General features: G+C 52.0%; 19 protein-coding genes. 5 read left to right on the top strand and 14 right to left on the bottom strand.

Going from position 1 to position 18,893, the window contains the following annotated elements:
* Positions 1-26: 26 nt before the first annotated feature.
* The 4 genes from QKW35_RS19165 to bufA2 all read right to left on the bottom strand — a co-directional run bounded on the left by QKW35_RS19165 (position 27) and on the right by bufA2 (position 4,456).
* Positions 27-1,823, bottom strand: coding sequence for a methyl-accepting chemotaxis protein (locus QKW35_RS19165; protein WP_282355727.1), 1,797 nt, complete (start codon positions 1,821-1,823; stop codon positions 27-29).
* A gap of 336 nt (positions 1,824-2,159) precedes the next feature.
* Positions 2,160-2,948 carry a DNA-binding domain-containing protein gene (locus QKW35_RS19160; RefSeq protein WP_282355726.1) on the bottom strand — a complete coding sequence of 263 codons (789 nt, stop codon included), beginning with the start codon at positions 2,946-2,948 and terminating at the stop codon, positions 2,160-2,162.
* On the bottom strand, positions 2,945-3,802 hold the full coding sequence (bufB, locus tag QKW35_RS19155) for an MNIO family bufferin maturase (protein ID WP_282355725.1): 858 nt from the start codon (positions 3,800-3,802) through the stop codon (positions 2,945-2,947). The genes QKW35_RS19160 and bufB overlap by 4 nt, the downstream gene beginning before the upstream one ends.
* Before the next feature lie 198 nt (positions 3,803-4,000).
* Positions 4,001-4,456, bottom strand: coding sequence for a BufA2 family periplasmic bufferin-type metallophore (gene bufA2 / locus QKW35_RS19150; RefSeq protein ID WP_282355724.1), 456 nt, complete (start codon positions 4,454-4,456; stop codon positions 4,001-4,003).
* A 567-nt stretch (positions 4,457-5,023) separates the two neighbouring features.
* Here bufA2 and QKW35_RS19145 point away from each other — a divergent pair.
* The gene (locus tag QKW35_RS19145; RefSeq protein ID WP_282355723.1) at positions 5,024-5,479 is read left to right on the top strand and encodes a hypothetical protein; all 456 of its coding nucleotides are present in this window, start codon (positions 5,024-5,026) and stop codon (positions 5,477-5,479) included.
* Positions 5,480-5,546: 67 nt separating this feature from the next.
* Here the strand turns inward: QKW35_RS19145 and QKW35_RS19140 are convergent, their stop codons facing one another.
* Both QKW35_RS19140 and QKW35_RS19135 read right to left on the bottom strand, forming a co-directional pair.
* On the bottom strand, positions 5,547-7,316 hold the full coding sequence (locus QKW35_RS19140) for a methyl-accepting chemotaxis protein (RefSeq protein ID WP_282355722.1): 1,770 nt from the start codon (positions 7,314-7,316) through the stop codon (positions 5,547-5,549).
* Between the two features lie 129 nt (positions 7,317-7,445).
* Positions 7,446-8,141, bottom strand: coding sequence for a M48 family metallopeptidase (locus QKW35_RS19135; RefSeq protein WP_282355721.1), 696 nt, complete (start codon positions 8,139-8,141; stop codon positions 7,446-7,448).
* 91 nt (positions 8,142-8,232) lie between these two features.
* Here QKW35_RS19135 and QKW35_RS19130 point away from each other — a divergent pair, with 91 nt between their 5' ends.
* A complete protein-coding gene (locus QKW35_RS19130) occupies positions 8,233-8,820 on the top strand; it encodes a uracil-DNA glycosylase family protein (protein WP_282355720.1) in 588 nt (195 codons plus the stop codon).
* 29 nt (positions 8,821-8,849) lie between these two features.
* On the opposite strand, the gene QKW35_RS19125 is transcribed toward QKW35_RS19130, so the two are convergent.
* The 6 genes from QKW35_RS19125 to QKW35_RS19100 all read right to left on the bottom strand — a co-directional run bounded on the left by QKW35_RS19125 (position 8,850) and on the right by QKW35_RS19100 (position 14,996).
* A complete protein-coding gene (locus QKW35_RS19125) occupies positions 8,850-10,823 on the bottom strand; it encodes a transglutaminase TgpA family protein (RefSeq protein WP_282355719.1) in 1,974 nt (657 codons plus the stop codon).
* Positions 10,820-11,794, bottom strand: coding sequence for a DUF58 domain-containing protein (locus QKW35_RS19120; protein WP_282355718.1), 975 nt, complete (start codon positions 11,792-11,794; stop codon positions 10,820-10,822). The genes QKW35_RS19125 and QKW35_RS19120 overlap by 4 nt, the downstream gene beginning before the upstream one ends.
* Positions 11,795-11,798: 4 nt before the next feature.
* Positions 11,799-12,719 carry an AAA family ATPase gene (locus QKW35_RS19115; protein ID WP_282355717.1) on the bottom strand — a complete coding sequence of 307 codons (921 nt, stop codon included), beginning with the start codon at positions 12,717-12,719 and terminating at the stop codon, positions 11,799-11,801.
* A gap of 93 nt (positions 12,720-12,812) precedes the next feature.
* Entirely contained in the window at positions 12,813-13,118 is a 306-nt protein-coding gene (locus tag QKW35_RS19110; protein ID WP_282355715.1) for a hypothetical protein, read from the bottom strand.
* A gap of 231 nt (positions 13,119-13,349) precedes the next feature.
* Positions 13,350-13,832 (bottom strand): FKBP-type peptidyl-prolyl cis-trans isomerase, encoded by a 483-nt coding sequence (locus QKW35_RS19105; RefSeq protein WP_282355714.1) that lies wholly within the window; start codon positions 13,830-13,832, stop codon positions 13,350-13,352.
* A 189-nt stretch (positions 13,833-14,021) separates the two neighbouring features.
* Positions 14,022-14,996, bottom strand: coding sequence for a hypothetical protein (locus QKW35_RS19100; protein WP_282355712.1), 975 nt, complete (start codon positions 14,994-14,996; stop codon positions 14,022-14,024).
* 408 nt (positions 14,997-15,404) lie between these two features.
* Between QKW35_RS19100 and QKW35_RS19095 the strand changes: the two genes are divergently transcribed.
* Complete coding sequence (locus QKW35_RS19095) at positions 15,405-15,728, top strand: c-type cytochrome (protein WP_282355710.1); 324 nt, start codon at positions 15,405-15,407, stop codon at positions 15,726-15,728.
* A 96-nt stretch (positions 15,729-15,824) separates the two neighbouring features.
* On the opposite strand, the gene QKW35_RS19090 is transcribed toward QKW35_RS19095, so the two are convergent.
* Positions 15,825-16,157 carry a hypothetical protein gene (locus tag QKW35_RS19090; protein WP_282355709.1) on the bottom strand — a complete coding sequence of 111 codons (333 nt, stop codon included), beginning with the start codon at positions 16,155-16,157 and terminating at the stop codon, positions 15,825-15,827.
* 123 nt (positions 16,158-16,280) lie between these two features.
* On the opposite strand from QKW35_RS19090, the gene QKW35_RS19085 reads away from it, so the two are divergent.
* Positions 16,281-16,934 carry a YceH family protein gene (locus QKW35_RS19085; protein WP_282355708.1) on the top strand — a complete coding sequence of 218 codons (654 nt, stop codon included), beginning with the start codon at positions 16,281-16,283 and terminating at the stop codon, positions 16,932-16,934.
* A 66-nt stretch (positions 16,935-17,000) separates the two neighbouring features.
* Here the strand turns inward: QKW35_RS19085 and QKW35_RS19080 are convergent, their stop codons facing one another.
* Positions 17,001-17,234 carry an HP1242/YdcH family protein gene (locus QKW35_RS19080; RefSeq protein WP_282355707.1) on the bottom strand — a complete coding sequence of 78 codons (234 nt, stop codon included), beginning with the start codon at positions 17,232-17,234 and terminating at the stop codon, positions 17,001-17,003.
* Positions 17,235-17,707: 473 nt separating this feature from the next.
* On the opposite strand from QKW35_RS19080, the gene QKW35_RS19075 reads away from it, so the two are divergent.
* Entirely contained in the window at positions 17,708-18,679 is a 972-nt protein-coding gene (locus QKW35_RS19075) for a TauD/TfdA family dioxygenase (RefSeq protein ID WP_282355706.1), read from the top strand.
* Positions 18,680-18,893: the final 214 nt, after the last annotated feature.

Raw genomic sequence — 18,893 nt, 5'->3', positions numbered from 1 at the left:
CGACGATGCAGCCCTGCAGGTCTTACTTAGCTCACACTCATCAGATGGTCTGGCTGGAAGGCGACACAGAAGTTGCCCCAGTGACGACCGCCCACATACATCGGCACCGATACTGAGTTAAGGATCTCGCCGGTATCGCGGATAAAGGTCTGTAGGAGGAACGGTGAGGTCTGAGCCGCACGGCGCATCTCTGCCCGATTGGCGTTGTAGATCCGGCGGTTACGGCTGCGTACGTTGTCCACGGCAAAATCACCGGTCATCGGATGCGACACCTTGGTGTTATGCGCCGGGCAATAGCCATTCACATCGAACGCTGACGCGATCAGGAAGTCCGGTTTCTCTTCGATAAAACGATCATACAGCGGGCGGATACGGCTGTCGTAGGCATCGGTGTAGCTAGTATCAAACTTCTCCGGCAACTGACCGTCGTTGGTGCGCACGTAGTTCTGATCAAACAGGTTCATCCCCTGGTCATGCAGACGCTGTATTTCTGCCTCCACCTCTTTCGCCCACCCCTGTGCCGTGCGGATAATGCCTTCAAAGCCACCGTAACCGATGGTGAAGCGCGACAGCAGCTCCTGCATCTCTTCGGTGGCCGCCTCCAGCTCCATGGCATACTCTGTGGACTGCTCCATCTCCGACTTGATCTTGTCGGAGAGGTCGGCAATTTCAGACACGTGGGAGTGGGTGTTCTTGTTGGTGCTGGACAGCTCTTCGATCGCCGCGCTGATGTCGGTGAGCTGACCGTTCAGGCTTTCAAAGTCGCCCACCATGCCGGTGAACTTGTCGTTGGTCTGGCGGATAAACTGATCGGTATCCGATACATAATCCAGAATACTCGCTGCCCCTTTACGGGTGGTATCCACCAGCGAGACCATCTCATGCACGTTGGCATCAATCTCCTGGGTGGCGCCGTTGACCTTCTGCGACAGGGAACGCACCTCGTCAGCCACGACAGCAAAGCCCCGCCCCGCTTCCCCGGCCCGCGCAGCTTCGATGGAGGCGTTCAGCGCTAGCAGGTTGGTCTGGTCGGAAAAGTCCTGTACCAGCGACAGGACTTTGATAATGTTTTCGGAGTTGCTGGAGAGCTGCTGCACCACCGCCTGGAAGTCGTGAACCTGGGCGTCAATGGCACGCACTTTCTCTTGCACCAGAGTCAGCTCTTCACTGGAACTACGGATCTCCTCCAGGTTGCTGTTATTGCTGGCGGAGATGGTCTGGGTGGTTTCCGCGATCTCATCGATCGCCTGGGTCGCTTCGTGGCTGGCCTGGAACACCATCTGCGCGGTGGACTCCTGCGCCGTGGCATCTTGGGTCGAGGCCTGCACGACCTTCTGCAACTGGTTGGCACTGAGTGAGACACGCACACTGCGCTGGCGGGTGTCGGCGATCATCTGTTTCAGACTGGTCGAGAAACCGTTATAGCTCTCCGCCATTGCCGAGATCTCGTCAAAAGTCTCATCCGGCAGTGTGGCGGAGATATCGCCATCTTTGTCCTTCACCGCCCGCAGAACGTCGGTCATGTTACGGATCGGAGTGAGGAACAAGTGGCGCATGAAGACGATGGTGAAACCTGCGGCCACGACGGAGAACGCCAGAATCCAGCCGGAGGCCTGAAACAGGCTATCCGCGGTTGCCATAATCTGACCGCTGAGAGCGTGTTCGCTGCCTAGCGCATCACGCAGGGAGAGCAGGTTGTTATACAGCCAGTAACCGATGCCGATCACCACCAAGTTGGGGGTCAGCAAAAAGGCGACGTTACCGATAATTTTTTTTGTAAGGGTGTTAAAAAAAGTGCGCTCGATCGCTCTGTAAAGACTCATTCCAGGTCCCGTTTCTTATTATGCTTTGGTCTTACAAGCCTTTTTCGTGGCCAAAGAACATCGCAAAATTAAATTGAACATTCAACCAACAAGACAACTCCTTACAACTCATTTCAGCCCTGCACAAACCGTTACAATCCCACACAAAATAGGCACTTCGGCGCAAAGCCAAATAAGTCCATGGAGACCAATTAATCAATGCCGATTTGGAAAAACAGAAGTTCTTTACAGGAATAAGTAAATCACTGGCCAAAGGTCGTAGAAGCCAGGTTTTCAGGCGGATACAGGAAAGGCGGGAACCGCAGGCATCAGGAGATCACCTGCGTGATTAAGGCGTTATTTGATCGCGTGCAGACCGATATCCAACTGGGTGATCCAGCCCCTGTCCAACCAAGCGAATAGCGTCTCGACCATATGCTGGGATGGATCACTGTGACTGATCTCCAACAGTAACTCCGCCACCTGCTCAAGCGTGCTACCGTCGCGAAATGCCATAAACATGGTGAACTCGAAGTTATCCATGCTGGAGAACTCGGTCAGCCGCTCACGGTTGCGCCAGATGAGCCAGGTCTCGTCCTGCTGCAGTGGCTCAGGCGGTGCGCGCTCGGCTTTAATATGCTGCCAGATGTCGACCACATTGTAGGTGGTAGTAAACACAATCAGACTGGGATGGAACACCAGCTTGAGCCCTGGCCATTTTTCCGGTAGCAGGTCGACCAGATCCTGCCTTTCTACCCGTTCCGTATCGGCCGCATCAAAGGCATTCAGCAGTTCGCGTTCAAACCGTGCCAGCTCAGCGATATGGGGGTACGCGCTGAGGGTTTCATCTTCAGTCAGGAACCTGGGCAACTGATCGGCAAACTGACGCAAAGAGCGAAAGTGGGATGGGTAGGCGTGGATATAGTCACGTACCATGTTGTTGAAAAGCTCATCCCCCAGGTAAGTACCCAGCACCGGATGGTCCGTATCGATCACTTCCCAGAAACGTACCTGATAGGCATTGCGGTAGATGTGCAGGCGATGCTCCACCGAGATCTTGCCATGATCGCAGATATGCTCTGCAATCCCGGACTCCTGCCCCATCATGTAGGCCAGTAACTGCTGCTGACGGTCTCTCAGGGTCATACCGCCTCCTTGCACCGTGGCGTCAGCGCCTCCGCCGACAGGGTATCTGCAGCGATACGACGTGCGATATCCAGCTCGGCCATCAGATCCGCCAGGGATGGGATGTTGTCGTCACGCTCGATCATAGTGCTCACTGGACCGAAGTGCAGCAACGCTTGTTTATACAGCTGCCAGACCGGGTCGGGCACATCGTGATCGTGGGTATCGATCACATAGTCACCGTAGTCGGTGTGACCGGCCAGATGGAACTGGCGCACGCGATCCGGGTTGGTGCCCTTGATGTACTCCATCGGATCAAAATCATGGTTACGGGCACTGACATAGATGTTGTTCACATCAAACAGGATATGGCAGTCCGCCCGGTCGCTCACCTCACGCAGGAACTCCCACTCGTTGATCTGCGATTCGGCATAGCTGATATAACTGGAAACGTTTTCGATCAGCATCTGGCGCCCCATGTAATCCTGAACCCGCTGGATACGCTCAACGCAGTGGTTGATCGCCTCTTCGGTATACGGCAGCGGTAGCAGATCATGGGCGTTGACACCGTTCAGTCCGGTCCAGCACAGGTGATCCGAGAACCACTCCGGCTGCAGCTCATAGTGCAGTTGCTTCAGACGTTTCAGGTAATCCATGTCCAGCGGATCGGTTGATCCCAGTGACATAGACACCCCGTGCATCACCATTGGGTAATGCTCACGAATACTGTGTAGGTAATACTTAGGCTTGCCGCCATCAACCATGAAGTTCTCGGAGATCACTTCAAACCAGTCAAGGTCCGGTTTCTGTTCCAGCACATCGTGGAGATGATCAGTGCGCAGCCCCAATCCGAAGCCAAGAAAATGTTGCGACATAAAAAGAACCTTTTACTCACATCCTCGGTGTCCATCTGAATGAACCTACCCCATCGATCATTCAGACCTCACCGCTACAAGATTGTGTTCCCTGCTTAGCAGGCACAGTAAACTGCTTTAGATAGATGCAAATACCCAACAGGGGTAAATCCATCGGATATTCGCATCAACCTGAAAGTTCAGGTCATCAACGCATCATTAAGATTTGCCGCCGATATCGCCACATGCCTTCGCACTCATCAGTACGAAACCGGTACCTTTGCAGGATGCCTGGCCTGCACAAGAGTTCTTGGCACCAGCACAGTCGTTATGGCCTTTACATACGTTCACACCCGTACACTGCACCAGATCTGCTTTCGCCACTTCACCCCGCCAGTCGTCCTGGACTTTACCGCCCACATCGCCACAGGCTTTGGACGGCATTACGACAAATCCGGAACCCTTACAGGAGCCTTGGCCGGCACATGCGTTGTTTGCACCACCGCAGTCGTTGTGGCCCTTGCACACGTTCACGCCGGCGCAATGAACCAGATCGGTTGTATTAGCCGCAACTGCAGTTTCGTTGGTACTGGCTGTTGCTGAACAACCGGCAATCGCGGCCGCCGCAAATGCAACGGCCATCCCGCTCATCACGTTCTTAGTATTTTTATTCATCTGATTTCTCCCTAGGGATCGAGTTTTTGTACTCATTTTCGGAGCGAAATAATTGAATGCACGTTCGTGCACGAAGCAAATTAGCCGCTAAACCTGAAACTAAGCTGAAAGAAATTCTCCTAAGGGAAGCGCCATGTGACTGCAACTTCGCGTAAATCAGCACATTCAGGATGGTTCAGATGAATAAAATTTGCATAATAATGGGTGCAAAAAGAGTGCAGAGAGGCGTTTGACAGGCAGGTAGATTTTCAAGGCCAGCCACTCCCTTTTTGTCGACCTCTTCCGGAGCTGCTTCAGAGATTAGGATTATGGCCCCTCTTCTTTCCATTATCTCTTGCTACGAGAGCACAACGCACAGCAGAAAAGGTAAACATAGTCCCCTTCCTGACGGGTTTTTATAATTTCAAATTACATAAGCGCTTAACGATAGGGCATAAATCGGCCAAAAGCGTAACGCCCGATACGGGACCATGGTCGCAACCGCAAGCGCTTGTCTTAACACAGCATTCCTTGCACACTGCTTTCCGCGACCGATTAAATGCCAGAGATCTATAGGATAAAAGCAGCATGGCCATCGAAAAACCACACTTCACTTGGGATAACGACTATTTTGAAGCGCGCCACGGACGCAATCAGAAGATTCAGCTGGGCCTGATCGGTCTCGCCGTTGGCCTGATGCTGATGGACCTTACCCGTTGGTACACCCTGACCCCTCTCGTGCTGATCCTCTTTTGGGCCAGCAACGATCAGCGTATCGTGGACAAGCTACGCAGCGAATTTGAGGATGCCAGCATCACCCTATCGCCGCGCTCGCTGCTACTGAGCAAGCCTATAGCAGAGAGCGAAGAACGTATTCAGTACCGTGATATCAATTCGCTGGAGCAGAAAGCGAAAGGCAAACACACCACGTTGAGCCTTAAACTGAAAGAAGGTCGTGAACTGGAGCTACCGGGTTTTATCAACGCCGATGAGTGCTGCCGTCTGCTGCAGGAAGGGATCGCTAACGCGGCAACAGCCAAATAAAAGCCGTTCGACGGACACAAAAAAGGGAAGGCTCAGACCTTCCCTTTTTCATTGCTTATCAATGTTGTTATTCGGACAACAGGTGTTTTGGTTCAAAGCCCATAATCAACGCCCCCCAATGCTTGCCATTCACATAGAGCGGAATTGACAGGTCGTTCAGCACCTCGCCGGTATCCCGGATAAAGGTCTGCAACAGGAACGGTGAGGTATGGCTCGCACGACGCTGCTCTGCACGGCTGCCAGCGTATATACGGCGGTTGCGGCTCTTCATGTTGTCCACGTCAAAGTTCCCGGTCAACGGCTCCGACACTTTGGTGTGGTGTGCCGGCGCGTAACCGTTGCGATCCACCGCTATGGCGTAAATAAACTCCGGACGCTCGCTGATAAAGCGATCAAACAGCGGCCGCATGCGCGACTCGTACAGATCCACGTACGAGGTATCGTACTTCTCCGGTAGCTGCCCCTCATTGGTACGGCGGTAATGGGTATCAAAGACGTTGGTTCCCTGTTTCTCCAGTTCTTCCAGCATCGTCGTGGCTTCCTGCGCCCAGCCACGGCCCGCCTGGATCATCTCCTCAAAACCGCCGTAGCCGATGATAAAGCGGGACAGCAGCTCCTGTGTCTCTTCAGTTGCTTTCTCCAACTCACCGGAATGGCCCTTGGAGACTTCCATCTCATCCTTGATCTCCTCAGAGATCTTGGTGATATCGGACACATATTCATGGGTATTGCGGTTGGTGTACGCCAGCTCGTCGATCGCAGCACTGATGCTGCTAAGCTGACCGTTCAGCTCTTCGAAGTCGACCACCATGTTAGAGAACTGGGTATTGGTGTTGCCGATAAAGGTTTCAGTATCGGTGATGTACTCTTTGATCGTATCGGCGCCTTCACGGGTGTTGCCCACCAACGTGGTCATCTCGCTCACGTTCTTGTCGATCTCGGAGGTCGCACTGCTCACTTTCAGTGACAGGGAGCGTACTTCATCGGCCACCACCGAAAAGCCACGTCCCGCTTCACCCGCACGTGCAGCCTCAATGGACGCGTTGAGGGCTAACAGGTTGGTTTGATCGGAAAAGTCTTTCACCATGCCCAGTACACGCATGATGTTTTCAGAGTTGGCCGACAGCTGATGCACGGTACTCTGGAATTCGCCGATCTGGCGACCCACCGCTTGCACCTGCTGCATCACACGGTTCATCTCACTGCTGGAACTTCGCACCTCTTCCAGGTTCTTTCCGTTACGCTCGGAGATCTCCAGGGTATGTGCCGCAATCTCATCAATCGCGCTGGTCGCTTCCTGGCTGGCCTGGAATACCATCAACGCTTGTGATTCCTGCTGTGCCGCAGAGGTATGCGCTTCGTTGATCACCTTTTGCAGCTGCGTCGCACTCAGCGCCACCTGCACACTGCGTCGACGGGTTGAAGCAATCATCTTCTTCAGGCTGTCCGAGAAATCGTTATAGCTTTCGGCCATGCTGGAGATTTCGTCGTAGGTATACTGCGGCAACGTAGCCGAGATATCACCGTCACGCTCTTTCACTGCCCGGAGGACCTCCGTCATGCCACCAATCGGTCTCAGGAACAGATGACGCATGAAGAGCACAGTAAAGACGCCCACAACCAAGGTGTAAAACAACAAAACCCAGCTGGCGTTAAACAATGTCGACGCGCTCTGCACAATCTCATCTGCTGTCTGGGCAGACCTCAGGTCCAGATACACCCAGTAACCGATAGCGGCAATGATCAGGTTCGGTCCCAATAGAAACGTAACGTTGCCTACTATTTTTTTCGTGAGGGAGTTGAAGAAGGTCTTTTCAATACTGCTGTAAAGACTCATAGGATTCGCCCGTATTTATTATTGTCGAAACCCTGCTGCTCACGGTTTTCAAACAAAAACGTCGCAGCAGGTTACTTTTCTAGGTAACTGGAAAATCTAACACAGCAGAGATGCGCTGCAATTATACTTTTAGAAGTACAAAAGAGGGTATCGGCACTGGAGGCCTTGCCTTAAGGGGATATAGTCTACGACAAAAGTAGCAACGAGCGCCCAAAAGCGCCGGCTATGGTCAAAGTGTTTCAGGTGAGCAAGCTCGTGTACGATGACATAATCCACCTGATCGGACGGCGCCATAATCAAACGCCAATTAAGGGAGATACGGCCACGGCTATCACAGCTGCCCCAGCGACGTCGAAAGCTTTTTACGGTTAGTCCCGCAGGTTGCAAACCCGTGACCTGCTGCCAATGCCCCAGGCGTTCAGCGAGGTAAGATTCAGCCCGCTGCTGATACCAAGCCTTAACCAGTTCGGTTACACGTTCCACATCCGGGCGGCTGCCACGACGGCTCAACGTTACGCGTAAGCAGTCACCTTCCAGTACAACGCCGTTACGGGTGCCAGCATCCCAGGAAAGGATCAGTTTTCGATCGAGAAAAGGCAGCAACGCGCCGGGATAGATCGAGACTTCAAAGGCCTCGGCATGCTTGTTCAGCGCTTGTTGCTGCCGTTCGATCCAGGCTCGCTTTTCGTTAACCCAGTTCTTTACCCAGCCATCATCAACCCAATGCGGCACCAACACGCGCACCTGTCCCGGTTCCACTTTGATTGCAGCGGTTTTACGGCGCTTGCTGCGCACAATCTCGTAAGCGAGTGTCTTTGCGTTCATCCAACTGTCTGTGAACCGGTTTGATATGGCCGCTATCATAGTAAACTTGATGGTAAATAACAGCCGCTCACTTAGACGGGTAACTAAAGATATGTCCCAGATCCCACTACAGGATCTATTGGCCGAGATACGCGCCTGCACCCACTGCAAAGACGCTCTGCCTCTGGGTAGCAATCCGGTCGTACGTGCATCCGTCACCGCGCGCCTGATGATTATCGGCCAGGCGCCCGGAACCCACGTGCACAAAACCAGTATTCCCTGGAACGACCCCAGCGGTGACCGTCTACGCCGATGGCTGAATCTCGATCGTGAGCAGTTCTACGACGAATCCCTGATTGCGATTATGCCGATGGGATTCTGTTATCCCGGTAAAGGTAAATCAGGTGATCTGCCACCGCGCCCGGAATGTGCGCCTCTCTGGCATCAACGCCTGCTGGAGCTGATGCCAGACCTACAGCTCACGTTGCTGATCGGGCAGTATTCACAGGGGTATTATCTGAACGACAGCTACAAGACATTGACCGAACGGGTTCGCAACTGGCGTGAATGCCCTTCAGGCCTGATCCCTCTACCCCATCCATCCCCCCGCAACCAACTGTGGCTCAGACGCAATCCCTGGTTTGAAGAGGAAGTGGTCCCGATGCTGCAGAAGCGGGTCACCGAACTTCTGACCGATTAACCCGATTCACCTATAGTCCATTGGCAACGTTACACCTTCGTCTGGCACTGGCGTATCATGTTTAGCATACGTCTTGCCGACGAACCGGTATCATCACCGGCATACCGCATCTGCTCATAGCAATAGGCGATCTCCTGCATGTACAACGCCAGATCCGGACGAATTTCCGCCACACGATCGCTGTAGTTTTTGACCGTCTCCCCCGGTTGCCGTCCCAAGCCCGATTTATGAGCCAGGCGCTGAGACAAACGCTCCAGTGCCTGGTCGTGTCGATCACGCACTAGATGCCAATGGCGCCAGAATAACTTCAGCGCAACCAGACACATCACAATGGCGAACGGAATCAGCAACGCCAGTGCAACACGCAACGGTGTAATTTCCCCCAACAAACGCTTCAGCACATCGGTCTGACGGGAGTGGTAGTTCACCACCCATTGCTGCCAGCCATAGGAGAATGCATCCCATTGCAGCCATAGGTCAGCCAGCAGGCTATTCCGGCCAATGGTCAGGCCGCCAAGCGGCGCATCGCGCAGGAAATCTTCTTCCTCGGAAAATAACTCTTCGGACGGCCGCTCGATTCGTTGTGGCGCAACTGCGGCGGTCGGGTCAATTCGAATCCAGCCTTTTTGCGGTAACCAGGCCTCCACCCATGCATGGGCATCGTACTGCCTTACCACTAGGTAGTTTTCATACGGATTCCACTCGCCGCCCTGATACCCTGCAACCACACGGGCCGGAATACCCACCGAGCGCAACATAAACACCATCGAGCTGGAGAAGTGCCCACAGAAACCACGCTGCGTTTCGAACATAAATTTATCGATACTGTCGCGACCCAGCTTGGGCGGTTTGAGGGTATAAGTGAAGCTGCTTTTGTAGAACGCCATCAACCGGGCTATGAACGCGTCCCCTGATCCGGTTTCAGCATACCAACTTCGCGCCAGCTCCCGTGTGCGACGGTTGCCTATTGGAAGGCTCAACTCACGCACGTAATTTAAGGCCTCCCCTTGCGCGGTCAGACGATACTGAAGTGCCGACTCAAGCGAATACTCTTCCCGCTTTTGCAGCGGTAAATTAAGCCGGAGTGTCATATCCGGGTTGAGTCGCACACCGACCGGCGCAGAAAGCGGCATATCCAGTGTCGGGATATATCGGCTGCCGGTAGCTTCCAGCATCAGATCGTATTTCAACACCGGCCGCTGAATCATCAGTGATTCCGTTGGCACAGGCTGCCGCTCTCGTGCCTCATCCCGGTACCAACTGCGACCATCAAAGTCCGGATAGGTTAAAGCCCGCCAATAGAGTGCATTTTGCGGCGGCCGCTTCCCTTCAAACCGAACCCTGAAAGCAACCTCGGAAGAGCGGGTCAGGTTGGTGATCTCACCCGGGCTCATCGTGTCCGACAACCCTGTACGTGCAGACCCGACATCCATCTTCAGGTTCCAGATCGGCCCCATCCGTGGAATGACAATGAACAATACCAGCATCAACGGAATCGCCTGCATCATCATGACGGCACTGGTGCGAAAGGGGCGTCCCATATCCACATTATGGGTTTGATAGATGGCTAGTAACGCGGCGGTGGTTAACTGCACAGCGATCAGCACATACGCCGCCATCCAGACGCTTTGATCAAACAGCAACGCACTGGTGGCTACGATAAACGCGACATACACCACCAGCAGCGCATCGCGCCGCTTATGAATCTCCAATGACTTGAGACTGAATCCGGCGATGAGCAATGCGACCATGCCATTGACGCCACCAATGCCACCGTAGCTCAGGAAAACACCGGCACACGCAGCCAACGAGAATAGCGTTCGGATGCTCCAATGCGGAAAGGACCAGCGCCCCATATGCACCATTAGACGCCAGCCAACAGCAGCTACGATCAACACTAGCAACCAGCTGGGCAGGTGACTCAAATGCGGTACCACCACTACAGCAATGGCGATAAACTGCCACAACAGCGCAGGGCGACTTAGCCGGTACTGCTCACTCATACCCGGTCTCCGGGATGGAGAGCCAACGCTGTCAGCACACGCTTGCGGTGCTGCTCACCTCGATCGGGCTCAAAGCTTTTACCCGGCAACCTCAATCCGTAGTGATCACCGTGCTTTTCCAACTGGATCACCAGGTAGCACAAGCTGGACAGACGCATCTCGGTGGGTTGACCGGAGAATGCTTCCCAATCCAGCCAGATCCGATCATCAACCTGGGCGTGGTAAGTTTTGGCGTGTAATCCCCGCCCTCGCGCGTAGGCCTTCCAGGCTACGTGGCGTAACGGCATGCCTGGTTGATATTGAGTAAAGCCGGAAAAGTCCTCCCCGCCATCGGTCGCTTGCCGGCCCCCGTCAGCGCCATCCAGGACTTGTGACTTGGCCATCTGCACTTGCAACGGTGCGGGATAGACAATGGCGCTGGATTCAATCTCAAGCCAGCTCCAGGCGCGCAAAAGCCCTAATGGAAACGTACTCTCGATCAACAGTGGTTCTGGTTTTAGTCGGCCTCGTTTCGGTGCAGGGTGGTATAGACGTACCCGACATCCATCGCCGTCTATCGCCTTTACCGTTTGTGGTGTTCCACCTTTCCAAGCGAGTTGTATATTCTCCCGTACCCGCTTTCCGTTCGCAGTCAGATGCAATTCAAACTCAGCGCGCTCACCCGCGAAACAGGAATGGCTTTCCTTAGCGGTCACCCGAATACCGGACAGATTGCCGTATGTATGAATGATCGACAGCACGAACAGACTGAGCAGCAGGAATGCAACTGCATGAACAAGGTTGTTTTCGTAGTTGGTTCCGATCAGCAACAACAAAAGCGCAACCAGCAAAAAACCACCGCCTGCGGCACTGGGGAAGATAAAAATACGCTTCTGGTTCAGTTCGATTGAATCACCACGGGGCCTGCGGCTTTCAGCCCATCGCTGAAACGGCTCGCGGATTGTGCGCAGAGTAAACGACAGTACAGACATCCCCTCAGCCTACAACGTCCACTTCACTGAGCAGACGTTGCACCAGTGCTAAACCACCGTGTTCGGCATAATCCTCGGCGGCGCGCAATCGGTGTCCAAACACGGGTTTAAGAAGCGACTGCAGGTCTTCCGGCACTACGTACTGCCGACCATGCATATAAGCCCAGGTTTTGGCACTGCGCAGCAACGCCAATGCACCGCGGGGGGATATGCCATAGGCAAAGCCCTTGGCTTCACGGCTGTACCGCACCAACCGCTGCAGGTAATCCAACAAACTGTTGGATGCCTGCACCTGCTCACATGCTAAGTAGATCTCTCTTAACGCCTGCTGGTCGATACACACAGGTAAATCGGCAATGCGATCACGTACGTCACCGCCTTTCAACAACTCGCGTTCAGCTTCTGCGGTGGGATAACCCAGCTCGATTCGCATCAGGAAACGGTCCAGTTGGGACTCGGGCAACGGAAAGGTGCCGTACTGGCTAAGTGGGTTTTGTGTCGCGATCACAAAAAACGGATCAGGCAAGGGATAGGTGTTCCCCTCAAGGGAGACCTGTCGCTCCTCCATCGCCTCCAACAGCGCGCTTTGAGTTTTAGGAGTCGTCCGGTTGATCTCGTCCGCCAGCAATAACTGGGTAAACACCGGTCCGCGATGAAAGTGGAATTCGTTACTGGCCGAATCAAATATAGTTACGCCTAGCAGGTCAGCCGGCAGCATATCGCTGGTAAACTGCACACGCTGGTAATTCAACCCCAGAACCTGGGCCAGTGCATGAGCCAGTGTGGTCTTGCCCATACCCGGCAGGTCTTCTATCAACAGATGCCCATGTGCAAAAAGACAGGTTAAAGACTGTCTGATCTGCCGCTCCTTGCCGTAAAGGACACTTCCGATCACTTCAATGGCGTGGTCTATCTTCTCTTGCATACAACTTCCATGGTTCCTAAAAAGAGTACTTCAGACGCCGATTGCCTCTATCTGGTTCCGCAGGTGGTCAACATACCCGCCAGCCGAGCCTGATCAGAATCTCAACGGGATCGATTCGCTGTGATAATCCGCAAAGCTGTTGGTACTGGCTTCATCGTGGGGAATAACCTGCACCAGATTAGCCCGATGCACGCCCGCCCGATGACAGATATCGTAGGCTTCGGTCACGCTGCGACAGGTGATGACAGCGCCGTCATTGTCTTTGATCAGATCCTTGGCCAGATCTTTATCTTTGCCGTACTCGACCTGTATCACCATCGGTCCGCAGCCGGACTCGATAAAGTTAACATTGCGCAGACGATGTTGTTCCGCGAGGGTGATGAATTCAGACATGTTCATAGCACAGGCTCCTCTCGTTGATTGACAGGCTGTACGTTCCGTGTGCTGATTGGATCAAAAGCGCGGATCGATCACCCGATCAATCGGACGGGACCGACGATGCCCCAACCTCTTAAGCTTAGCTGAGGGTTGCGATTATGGGGAACAAACCACCACAAAAAAGCCCGCTGGGCCTAAACCATGCGGGCTTTTTGCTTTACACCCCGTATTTCGGGCATCTGTATCTACGGCTTAGTGGTGGTGACCGCCAGCACCGTGTGCGTGACCGTGCTCCACTTCTTCATCAGATGCAGCACGCACTTCAACTACTTCTACGCTGAAGTTCAGAACCTGGCCTGCCATTGGGTGGTTACCGTCCAGGGTAATACCGTCTTCTTCGACTTTAATTACAGTTACTGGCTGCTCACCCCATGGTGCCTGCGCCATGAACTGCATGCCCACTTCTACAGTGTCGATACCATCGAAGTTTTCCTGAGGTACCTTCTGGATCATCTCTTCGTGCACTTCGCCATAACCTTCAGACGGCTCTACACGTACGTCCAGTTTATCGCCCGCCTGCTTACCCAGCAGCGCGTTCTCCAGACCAGGAATGATGTTTTGCGCACCGCACAGAAACGCCAGTGGCTCCTGACCTTCGGAAGAGTCCATAACTTCACCACCTTCGTTAGTCAGGGTGTAGTGGATCTGTACGACTGTTTTTTCAGCGATCTGCATGTGAGAAATTCTCCATTGAGACAGGAAAAGCGCAAAACTGCTCAAACCCCAGTCAGGCTGACTGTGAGACAGGCAAAAACACCCCTGAACCTTCCCGGTTTTAAAGTATGAAGCCCCATCATACCCAAAGCTTTACGCCATCTTCCAGCCTAACCACTGGAAAAGTCGGTTTATGGTTCAAGATGCCTATTATCCGCGAATAAATGTCGCATTCTGGCTATCCCAGCGCCAGATATTCTGCGGATTAAGGTGCACACCTCCGACCCAACGATCGATTCGATGCTTAACCAGCCAATCGGCCTCACCCGCCAGTACCTGCTCACCCATCGGCGTTAATTGAAGTCGCTGGGACAGGAACGCCTCATCCGGACCAAACATCCCAGGCACCTTGAACTCATCTGCGCCGTCAACTGCCAGCAACGGCGCGGCACTTTGAACCATCTCTTTAATAAATAGCCAGAAGCTGGAATCACCCATAAATTGCGGCGACTCCATCTGTTGTGATGCGGCAAAGATACGGCCCGGCGCTGCAATCCCTTCTGCTACAGCCTTAAGTGCCTGTCGTTGGGTTCGACTGATACCAAAGCAGTCTGGATATTCCTGTACCTGCCGCTGTAGGCCGGCCTTCAGATACGGTAAGGCATCCATGTTGTCGGCAAGCAGTGCAGACAACATACGCGGATTGGTAGAGGTAAAGGCATGCCACGCATCCTCAGCCAGATTGAGCTGTTCCTCTGTCACTTGAGCGCGGGCACTGAAGTACTGTGGCAAATCATCGCTTTCGGTCGCTAAGCCCAGCAGACAAGGTACAAGCACCAGCTCAGGGGGCGCATAATGACGTCCCTCACTACGGTACCAGGCAAGCAATTGAATCAGGTGCAGTTGGTCGTACAACTCAGGAGAGTTCCAGATAATAACCCCACCCTCTCGCGCGGCACTGGCAAACAGAGCATCCCGCGATTGGAAATGTGTTAACGCCTCAAACTCACTGGCCCAACCGCAGTGATGGATGAAGTTGGCCCTCACCTGAGACATCTCGTCCAATCTAAGCCCTGCCGGAACGGGGCCATCGTGCAAAACATCAGCCCATGCCAGATAGCGGCCTTCGATACCCATGGATTGAATCACCTGGTTGGCATTATCGCCATTTGTAATGTGCAGCATACGCAACAGATCCTTTCGCTTAACAAGCGCCTTTATTGTACCTATTTTTCCGACCGGGTTTCCTTTGGAAAGGGGAACAGCAACGGGCAGCAAGTGAAAATTGATTGAATATTCAAACAAAAACATAAATTAAGACAAAATCGATGCTGGCTTCGCAGCGCAACAAATTAGTGAGGTGATATAACAAATTGAAAAATAGGGTATAATTTCGATGTGGCTGGTCTCGACTGGCCACTCTCTCAATGATTTCATCGTTGTTTTTTTGCCGTGACGCAACCTGTTGTGTTCACGGCTTTTTTATGACTTTCTGATGAAATACACACTTCAAACTGGATAAAACTTCATTCCAACGGCATCATTAAATCACCTAATTACCATGTGGACATAGAGTGAGATGGAGTGCTTTCAATGAAGTCTATCTGTTATGGCATAGCGATCAGTCTTTCTCTGGGTTTGTCAGGGTGCCAACAAGAGAAGCTGGATGAGAAAGCAGACGGAAAGGCATTGTTTGTCCACTATTGTGAAGAGTGTCACGGCGACACAGGCAACGGCAAGTTTCTGAAGGGCATCCCTTCCAATACAGCAACCCGTCTTACACGTCAGGAAGTGGTCAACCTACTACTGTATGGACGCGAGGATCAGCCGGCGATGCCAACATTTCGAGACCAGCTATCCCCCCGGCAAGCACGCAAAGTTGCCGATTACCTGCTGTTTAATCTGAAGAAAAGCTGAACTCCAAAAGACGAATGGTCAGATAGCCGGATATAAGCATTAAGCCTCAAGCCAAAGCTTTATATTAAAACTCATTGCCTGCATTGGCCTGCCAAATTAATAACTGCGTCTAACCCATGTGGAGTAAAACGCTTCTGTATGGTCTTTGGCCGAGGATTGAGGTGTGACATCGGTCACCGCGTCCTTTTCACTTTTTGTCTCCCCTCCGTCTGAAGACACCTGTGGCATTTGCAATCCACTCTCCTCTACAGAGGCAACACCCTCGAAACCTGCGCGTACAGTGTTTGAACTTTCCATACAACCAACCGCTAAATGGTAAAAACCAAAAAACTCGCATTTGAATCCACTACTCATACTATATATCGCGCCAAACATTTCAACACCAAAATGTCCAAACCGTTTCATACAGATTAAAACGCCCTGTTCCATATCAAGCTTATGAACAAAAATGCTTTAAAGTCACTGAACTCCAGTCAAAAGCATACTTGATCTTTACAGGAATCATCCGGACACTAACCTTAAGAGGACGTAATAAACATCAGGAACACCGCTATGGACTTAGAGCTGAGCCTAAATGAAACCCGCGTCATTGGCTGCTTGCTTGAGAAGGAAAGCACCACCCCCGACCAGTACCCTCTTTCCCTGAACGCACTCACGCTGGCGTGCAACCAGAAAAGCAACCGTGATCCCGTGATGCATCTGGAAGAAAGCGAAGTTCAGGAAACCCTGGATCTTCTGGCCGAGAAACGTCTGGTTCGTGAAGAGAGCGGATTCGGTAGCCGCGTGGTGAAATATAAACACCGTTTCTGTAACACCGAATTCAGCGAACTGCAGTTTACACCGGGGCAGCGTGCGATAGTTTGTGTGCTTCTCCTTCGTGGCCCACAGACCCCCGGCGAACTGCGTACCCGTACCCAACGCCTGCACGAGTTCGCCAACGTACAGGAAGTCGAATCCGCACTGCAGGCCCTGGCGGAGCGAGACGACGCTCCACTCGTTGTGCGCCTGGCAAAAGAGCCCGGAAAAAGAGAAGCGCGTTACGCACACTTGTTTAGCGGCGAAGTTTCAGCTGCAACACCTGAAACCACCACAGCAGAGCCAAACAGCCTAAGTCATCGCATCTCCGCCCTGGAAGACACCCTGGCCAACCAGCAAGAGTTGATCGATGAACTGCGCGCAGAGATCGAAGCATTAAAGAGCCGTTAAGCGATCAGGAAGGATGCCAGACAGCACCGCTCAAACGAGAGAGCAGTGCTGTCTGTTATATGCTTGCTATTGCAGCATACGGAGCAGCTCATCTTTGAGCTGAAGTCGACGCATTTTCATGTTTCTAAAACGATCATTCGTCAAAGACGTATGCGCCATTTCCAGACCACGCACACTATGGTCTAGCTTGTGATATTCGGCTGCTTTTGAAGCAAAAACCGGATCTTCCAGTTTTAGTTGATGTATCCGTTCACGATACTCGGGAAAGTCTGTATACAGGCTGTGATCCAGGTCTGACATAACGTAAAACTCCGTCACACGTGAAAAGTGCTTGAGATCAGAAAGATCTATACTTTATTGTAGTAAATATAGATTACGATGCCAGATCAACCCTAGGCAATATCGTTATATCCCCCCACACCACAGCATCGTCTATAAAATCCATATTCGGTACAAAGCACTACGGGCACAGTGCTCACTAAGCTATATACAACTGCCGTGATGCTGCTGAAACACCGCTTAGTTCTGCTATGTTGAGAAACCATTTTAACTGACTGAGTTTCACGCAGATTCCTCCAAGCCATCATCCCCTCTCCTGCCCATATTTTTTTCATATGGGGTACCATAATCATTATGTATTTTTTTTATACTAAATCATGATTACAGTGATTTCTATCGCTTCCATCTGGCTTGATACGGCCCTGCTGGCTGAGCCACCAGCCGTTGTAGTCGGCATCAAATAACAACAATCTGGCTTCTTAGAGGAATAGATAATGAGCGTCATTCATAAAGAAAAAATTGAAGGCCCATCAGCATGGAAAGGAAAAGATATAAAGGATGACGACTCATGGATTTATCATTGGTCTGATGAATCTATCAGCGTTCTCGAAAAGGCCTTACAAAACGTCAAACAAAAAGGACTAAAAGTCCCCGACTTTACTAAAGAAGATTTCCCGATTACAGCTCTCACAGAAGAGATCAATTACTTCAATGAGGAGCTGGAAAATGGTAAGGGCTTCATAGTCATTCGCGGCTTGCCAATTGAACGATATACCAATGATGAAGCAGCCATCATTTACTACGGTCTAGGCCTCCATATGGGCACTCCGGTTTCTCAAAATATGAACGGCGACATGCTAGGGCATGTAAAAAACATTGGCGCAATAGATCCAAAGCAAGTGCGAGTGTATGAGACGAATGAATATCTGCCTTATCACGCCGATCTGTCAGATGTTGTTGGATTGCTTTGTCTACGCAAAGCTAAATCAGGCGGCATGAGTAGTCTGTCAAGCGCGATGACACTCTACAATGAAATTCTAGAAAAACACCCTGAGTATCTTGGGCTTCTTCACCGCCACTTCCTGTTAGAGCATCTTAATGACGGTGATGTTGGCCAAACGCCAATCTTTAGTTATCACAAGGGCAAATTAAGCGGTATGTATTTGCGCCAGTATATAGAGATAGCTCAGGAAAATGCGGGCTTGCCATTATCGAATGTAGAAGTTGAAGCCTTAGACCTCGTTGATTCGATTCTAAGTGATCCAGGTATTCGTTTGGATATGATGATGGAACCCGGCGATATCCAGTTCGCGAATAACTATGCCATTTTCCATTCCCGCACGGGTTTCGAAGATTACGAGGAACTTGACCGCAGACGCCATCTTTATCGACTATGGCTGAAGATGCCCAATGCCAGGGAGTTGGCTCCAGATTTCCCTGGGCGCAATGGTATTTCCAAACGCTAAAAAACGGCTCCCCTAACTATCACTTCATGCTCAACATCCCATATCTAAAAAATATGGGATGTCCTAATCACTATATATTTTACCTATGCAGGCCAGAAAAAAGTGGTTGCTCTACAGATACTGTAAACCTCCCCTAAAATAGCGGCATCCACATTTAGAGTTCTCCGGCGTACACTACGCCAATACGGAGAGCTAACAATGAAGAAATCACGCT

This window comes from Pontibacterium granulatum (genome assembly GCF_029961155.1).
GTDB lineage: Bacteria > Pseudomonadota > Gammaproteobacteria > Pseudomonadales > Balneatricaceae > Pontibacterium > Pontibacterium granulatum.
This window is presented reverse-complemented; position numbering and strand designations above follow the sequence as displayed.

Excerpts from the sequence above, each read along its gene's own strand:
- QKW35_RS19165 (WP_282355727.1), bottom strand. The coding sequence starts at position 1,823 with ATGAGTCTTTACAGAGCGATCGAGCGCACTTTTTTTAACACCCTTACA.
- QKW35_RS19160 (WP_282355726.1), bottom strand. The coding sequence starts at position 2,948 with ATGACCCTGAGAGACCGTCAGCAGCAGTTACTGGCCTACATGATGGGG.
- bufB (WP_282355725.1), bottom strand. The coding sequence starts at position 3,802 with ATGTCGCAACATTTTCTTGGCTTCGGATTGGGGCTGCGCACTGATCAT.
- bufA2 (WP_282355724.1), bottom strand. The coding sequence starts at position 4,456 with ATGAATAAAAATACTAAGAACGTGATGAGCGGGATGGCCGTTGCATTT.
- QKW35_RS19145 (WP_282355723.1), top strand. The coding sequence starts at position 5,024 with ATGGCCATCGAAAAACCACACTTCACTTGGGATAACGACTATTTTGAA.
- QKW35_RS19140 (WP_282355722.1), bottom strand. The coding sequence starts at position 7,316 with ATGAGTCTTTACAGCAGTATTGAAAAGACCTTCTTCAACTCCCTCACG.
- QKW35_RS19135 (WP_282355721.1), bottom strand. The coding sequence starts at position 8,141 with ATGAACGCAAAGACACTCGCTTACGAGATTGTGCGCAGCAAGCGCCGT.
- QKW35_RS19130 (WP_282355720.1), top strand. The coding sequence starts at position 8,233 with ATGTCCCAGATCCCACTACAGGATCTATTGGCCGAGATACGCGCCTGC.
- QKW35_RS19125 (WP_282355719.1), bottom strand. The coding sequence starts at position 10,823 with ATGAGTGAGCAGTACCGGCTAAGTCGCCCTGCGCTGTTGTGGCAGTTT.
- QKW35_RS19120 (WP_282355718.1), bottom strand. The coding sequence starts at position 11,794 with ATGTCTGTACTGTCGTTTACTCTGCGCACAATCCGCGAGCCGTTTCAG.
- QKW35_RS19115 (WP_282355717.1), bottom strand. The coding sequence starts at position 12,719 with ATGCAAGAGAAGATAGACCACGCCATTGAAGTGATCGGAAGTGTCCTT.
- QKW35_RS19110 (WP_282355715.1), bottom strand. The coding sequence starts at position 13,118 with ATGAACATGTCTGAATTCATCACCCTCGCGGAACAACATCGTCTGCGC.
- QKW35_RS19105 (WP_282355714.1), bottom strand. The coding sequence starts at position 13,832 with ATGCAGATCGCTGAAAAAACAGTCGTACAGATCCACTACACCCTGACT.
- QKW35_RS19100 (WP_282355712.1), bottom strand. The coding sequence starts at position 14,996 with ATGCTGCACATTACAAATGGCGATAATGCCAACCAGGTGATTCAATCC.
- QKW35_RS19095 (WP_282355710.1), top strand. The coding sequence starts at position 15,405 with ATGAAGTCTATCTGTTATGGCATAGCGATCAGTCTTTCTCTGGGTTTG.
- QKW35_RS19090 (WP_282355709.1), bottom strand. The coding sequence starts at position 16,157 with ATGGAACAGGGCGTTTTAATCTGTATGAAACGGTTTGGACATTTTGGT.
- QKW35_RS19085 (WP_282355708.1), top strand. The coding sequence starts at position 16,281 with ATGGACTTAGAGCTGAGCCTAAATGAAACCCGCGTCATTGGCTGCTTG.
- QKW35_RS19080 (WP_282355707.1), bottom strand. The coding sequence starts at position 17,234 with ATGTCAGACCTGGATCACAGCCTGTATACAGACTTTCCCGAGTATCGT.
- QKW35_RS19075 (WP_282355706.1), top strand. The coding sequence starts at position 17,708 with ATGAGCGTCATTCATAAAGAAAAAATTGAAGGCCCATCAGCATGGAAA.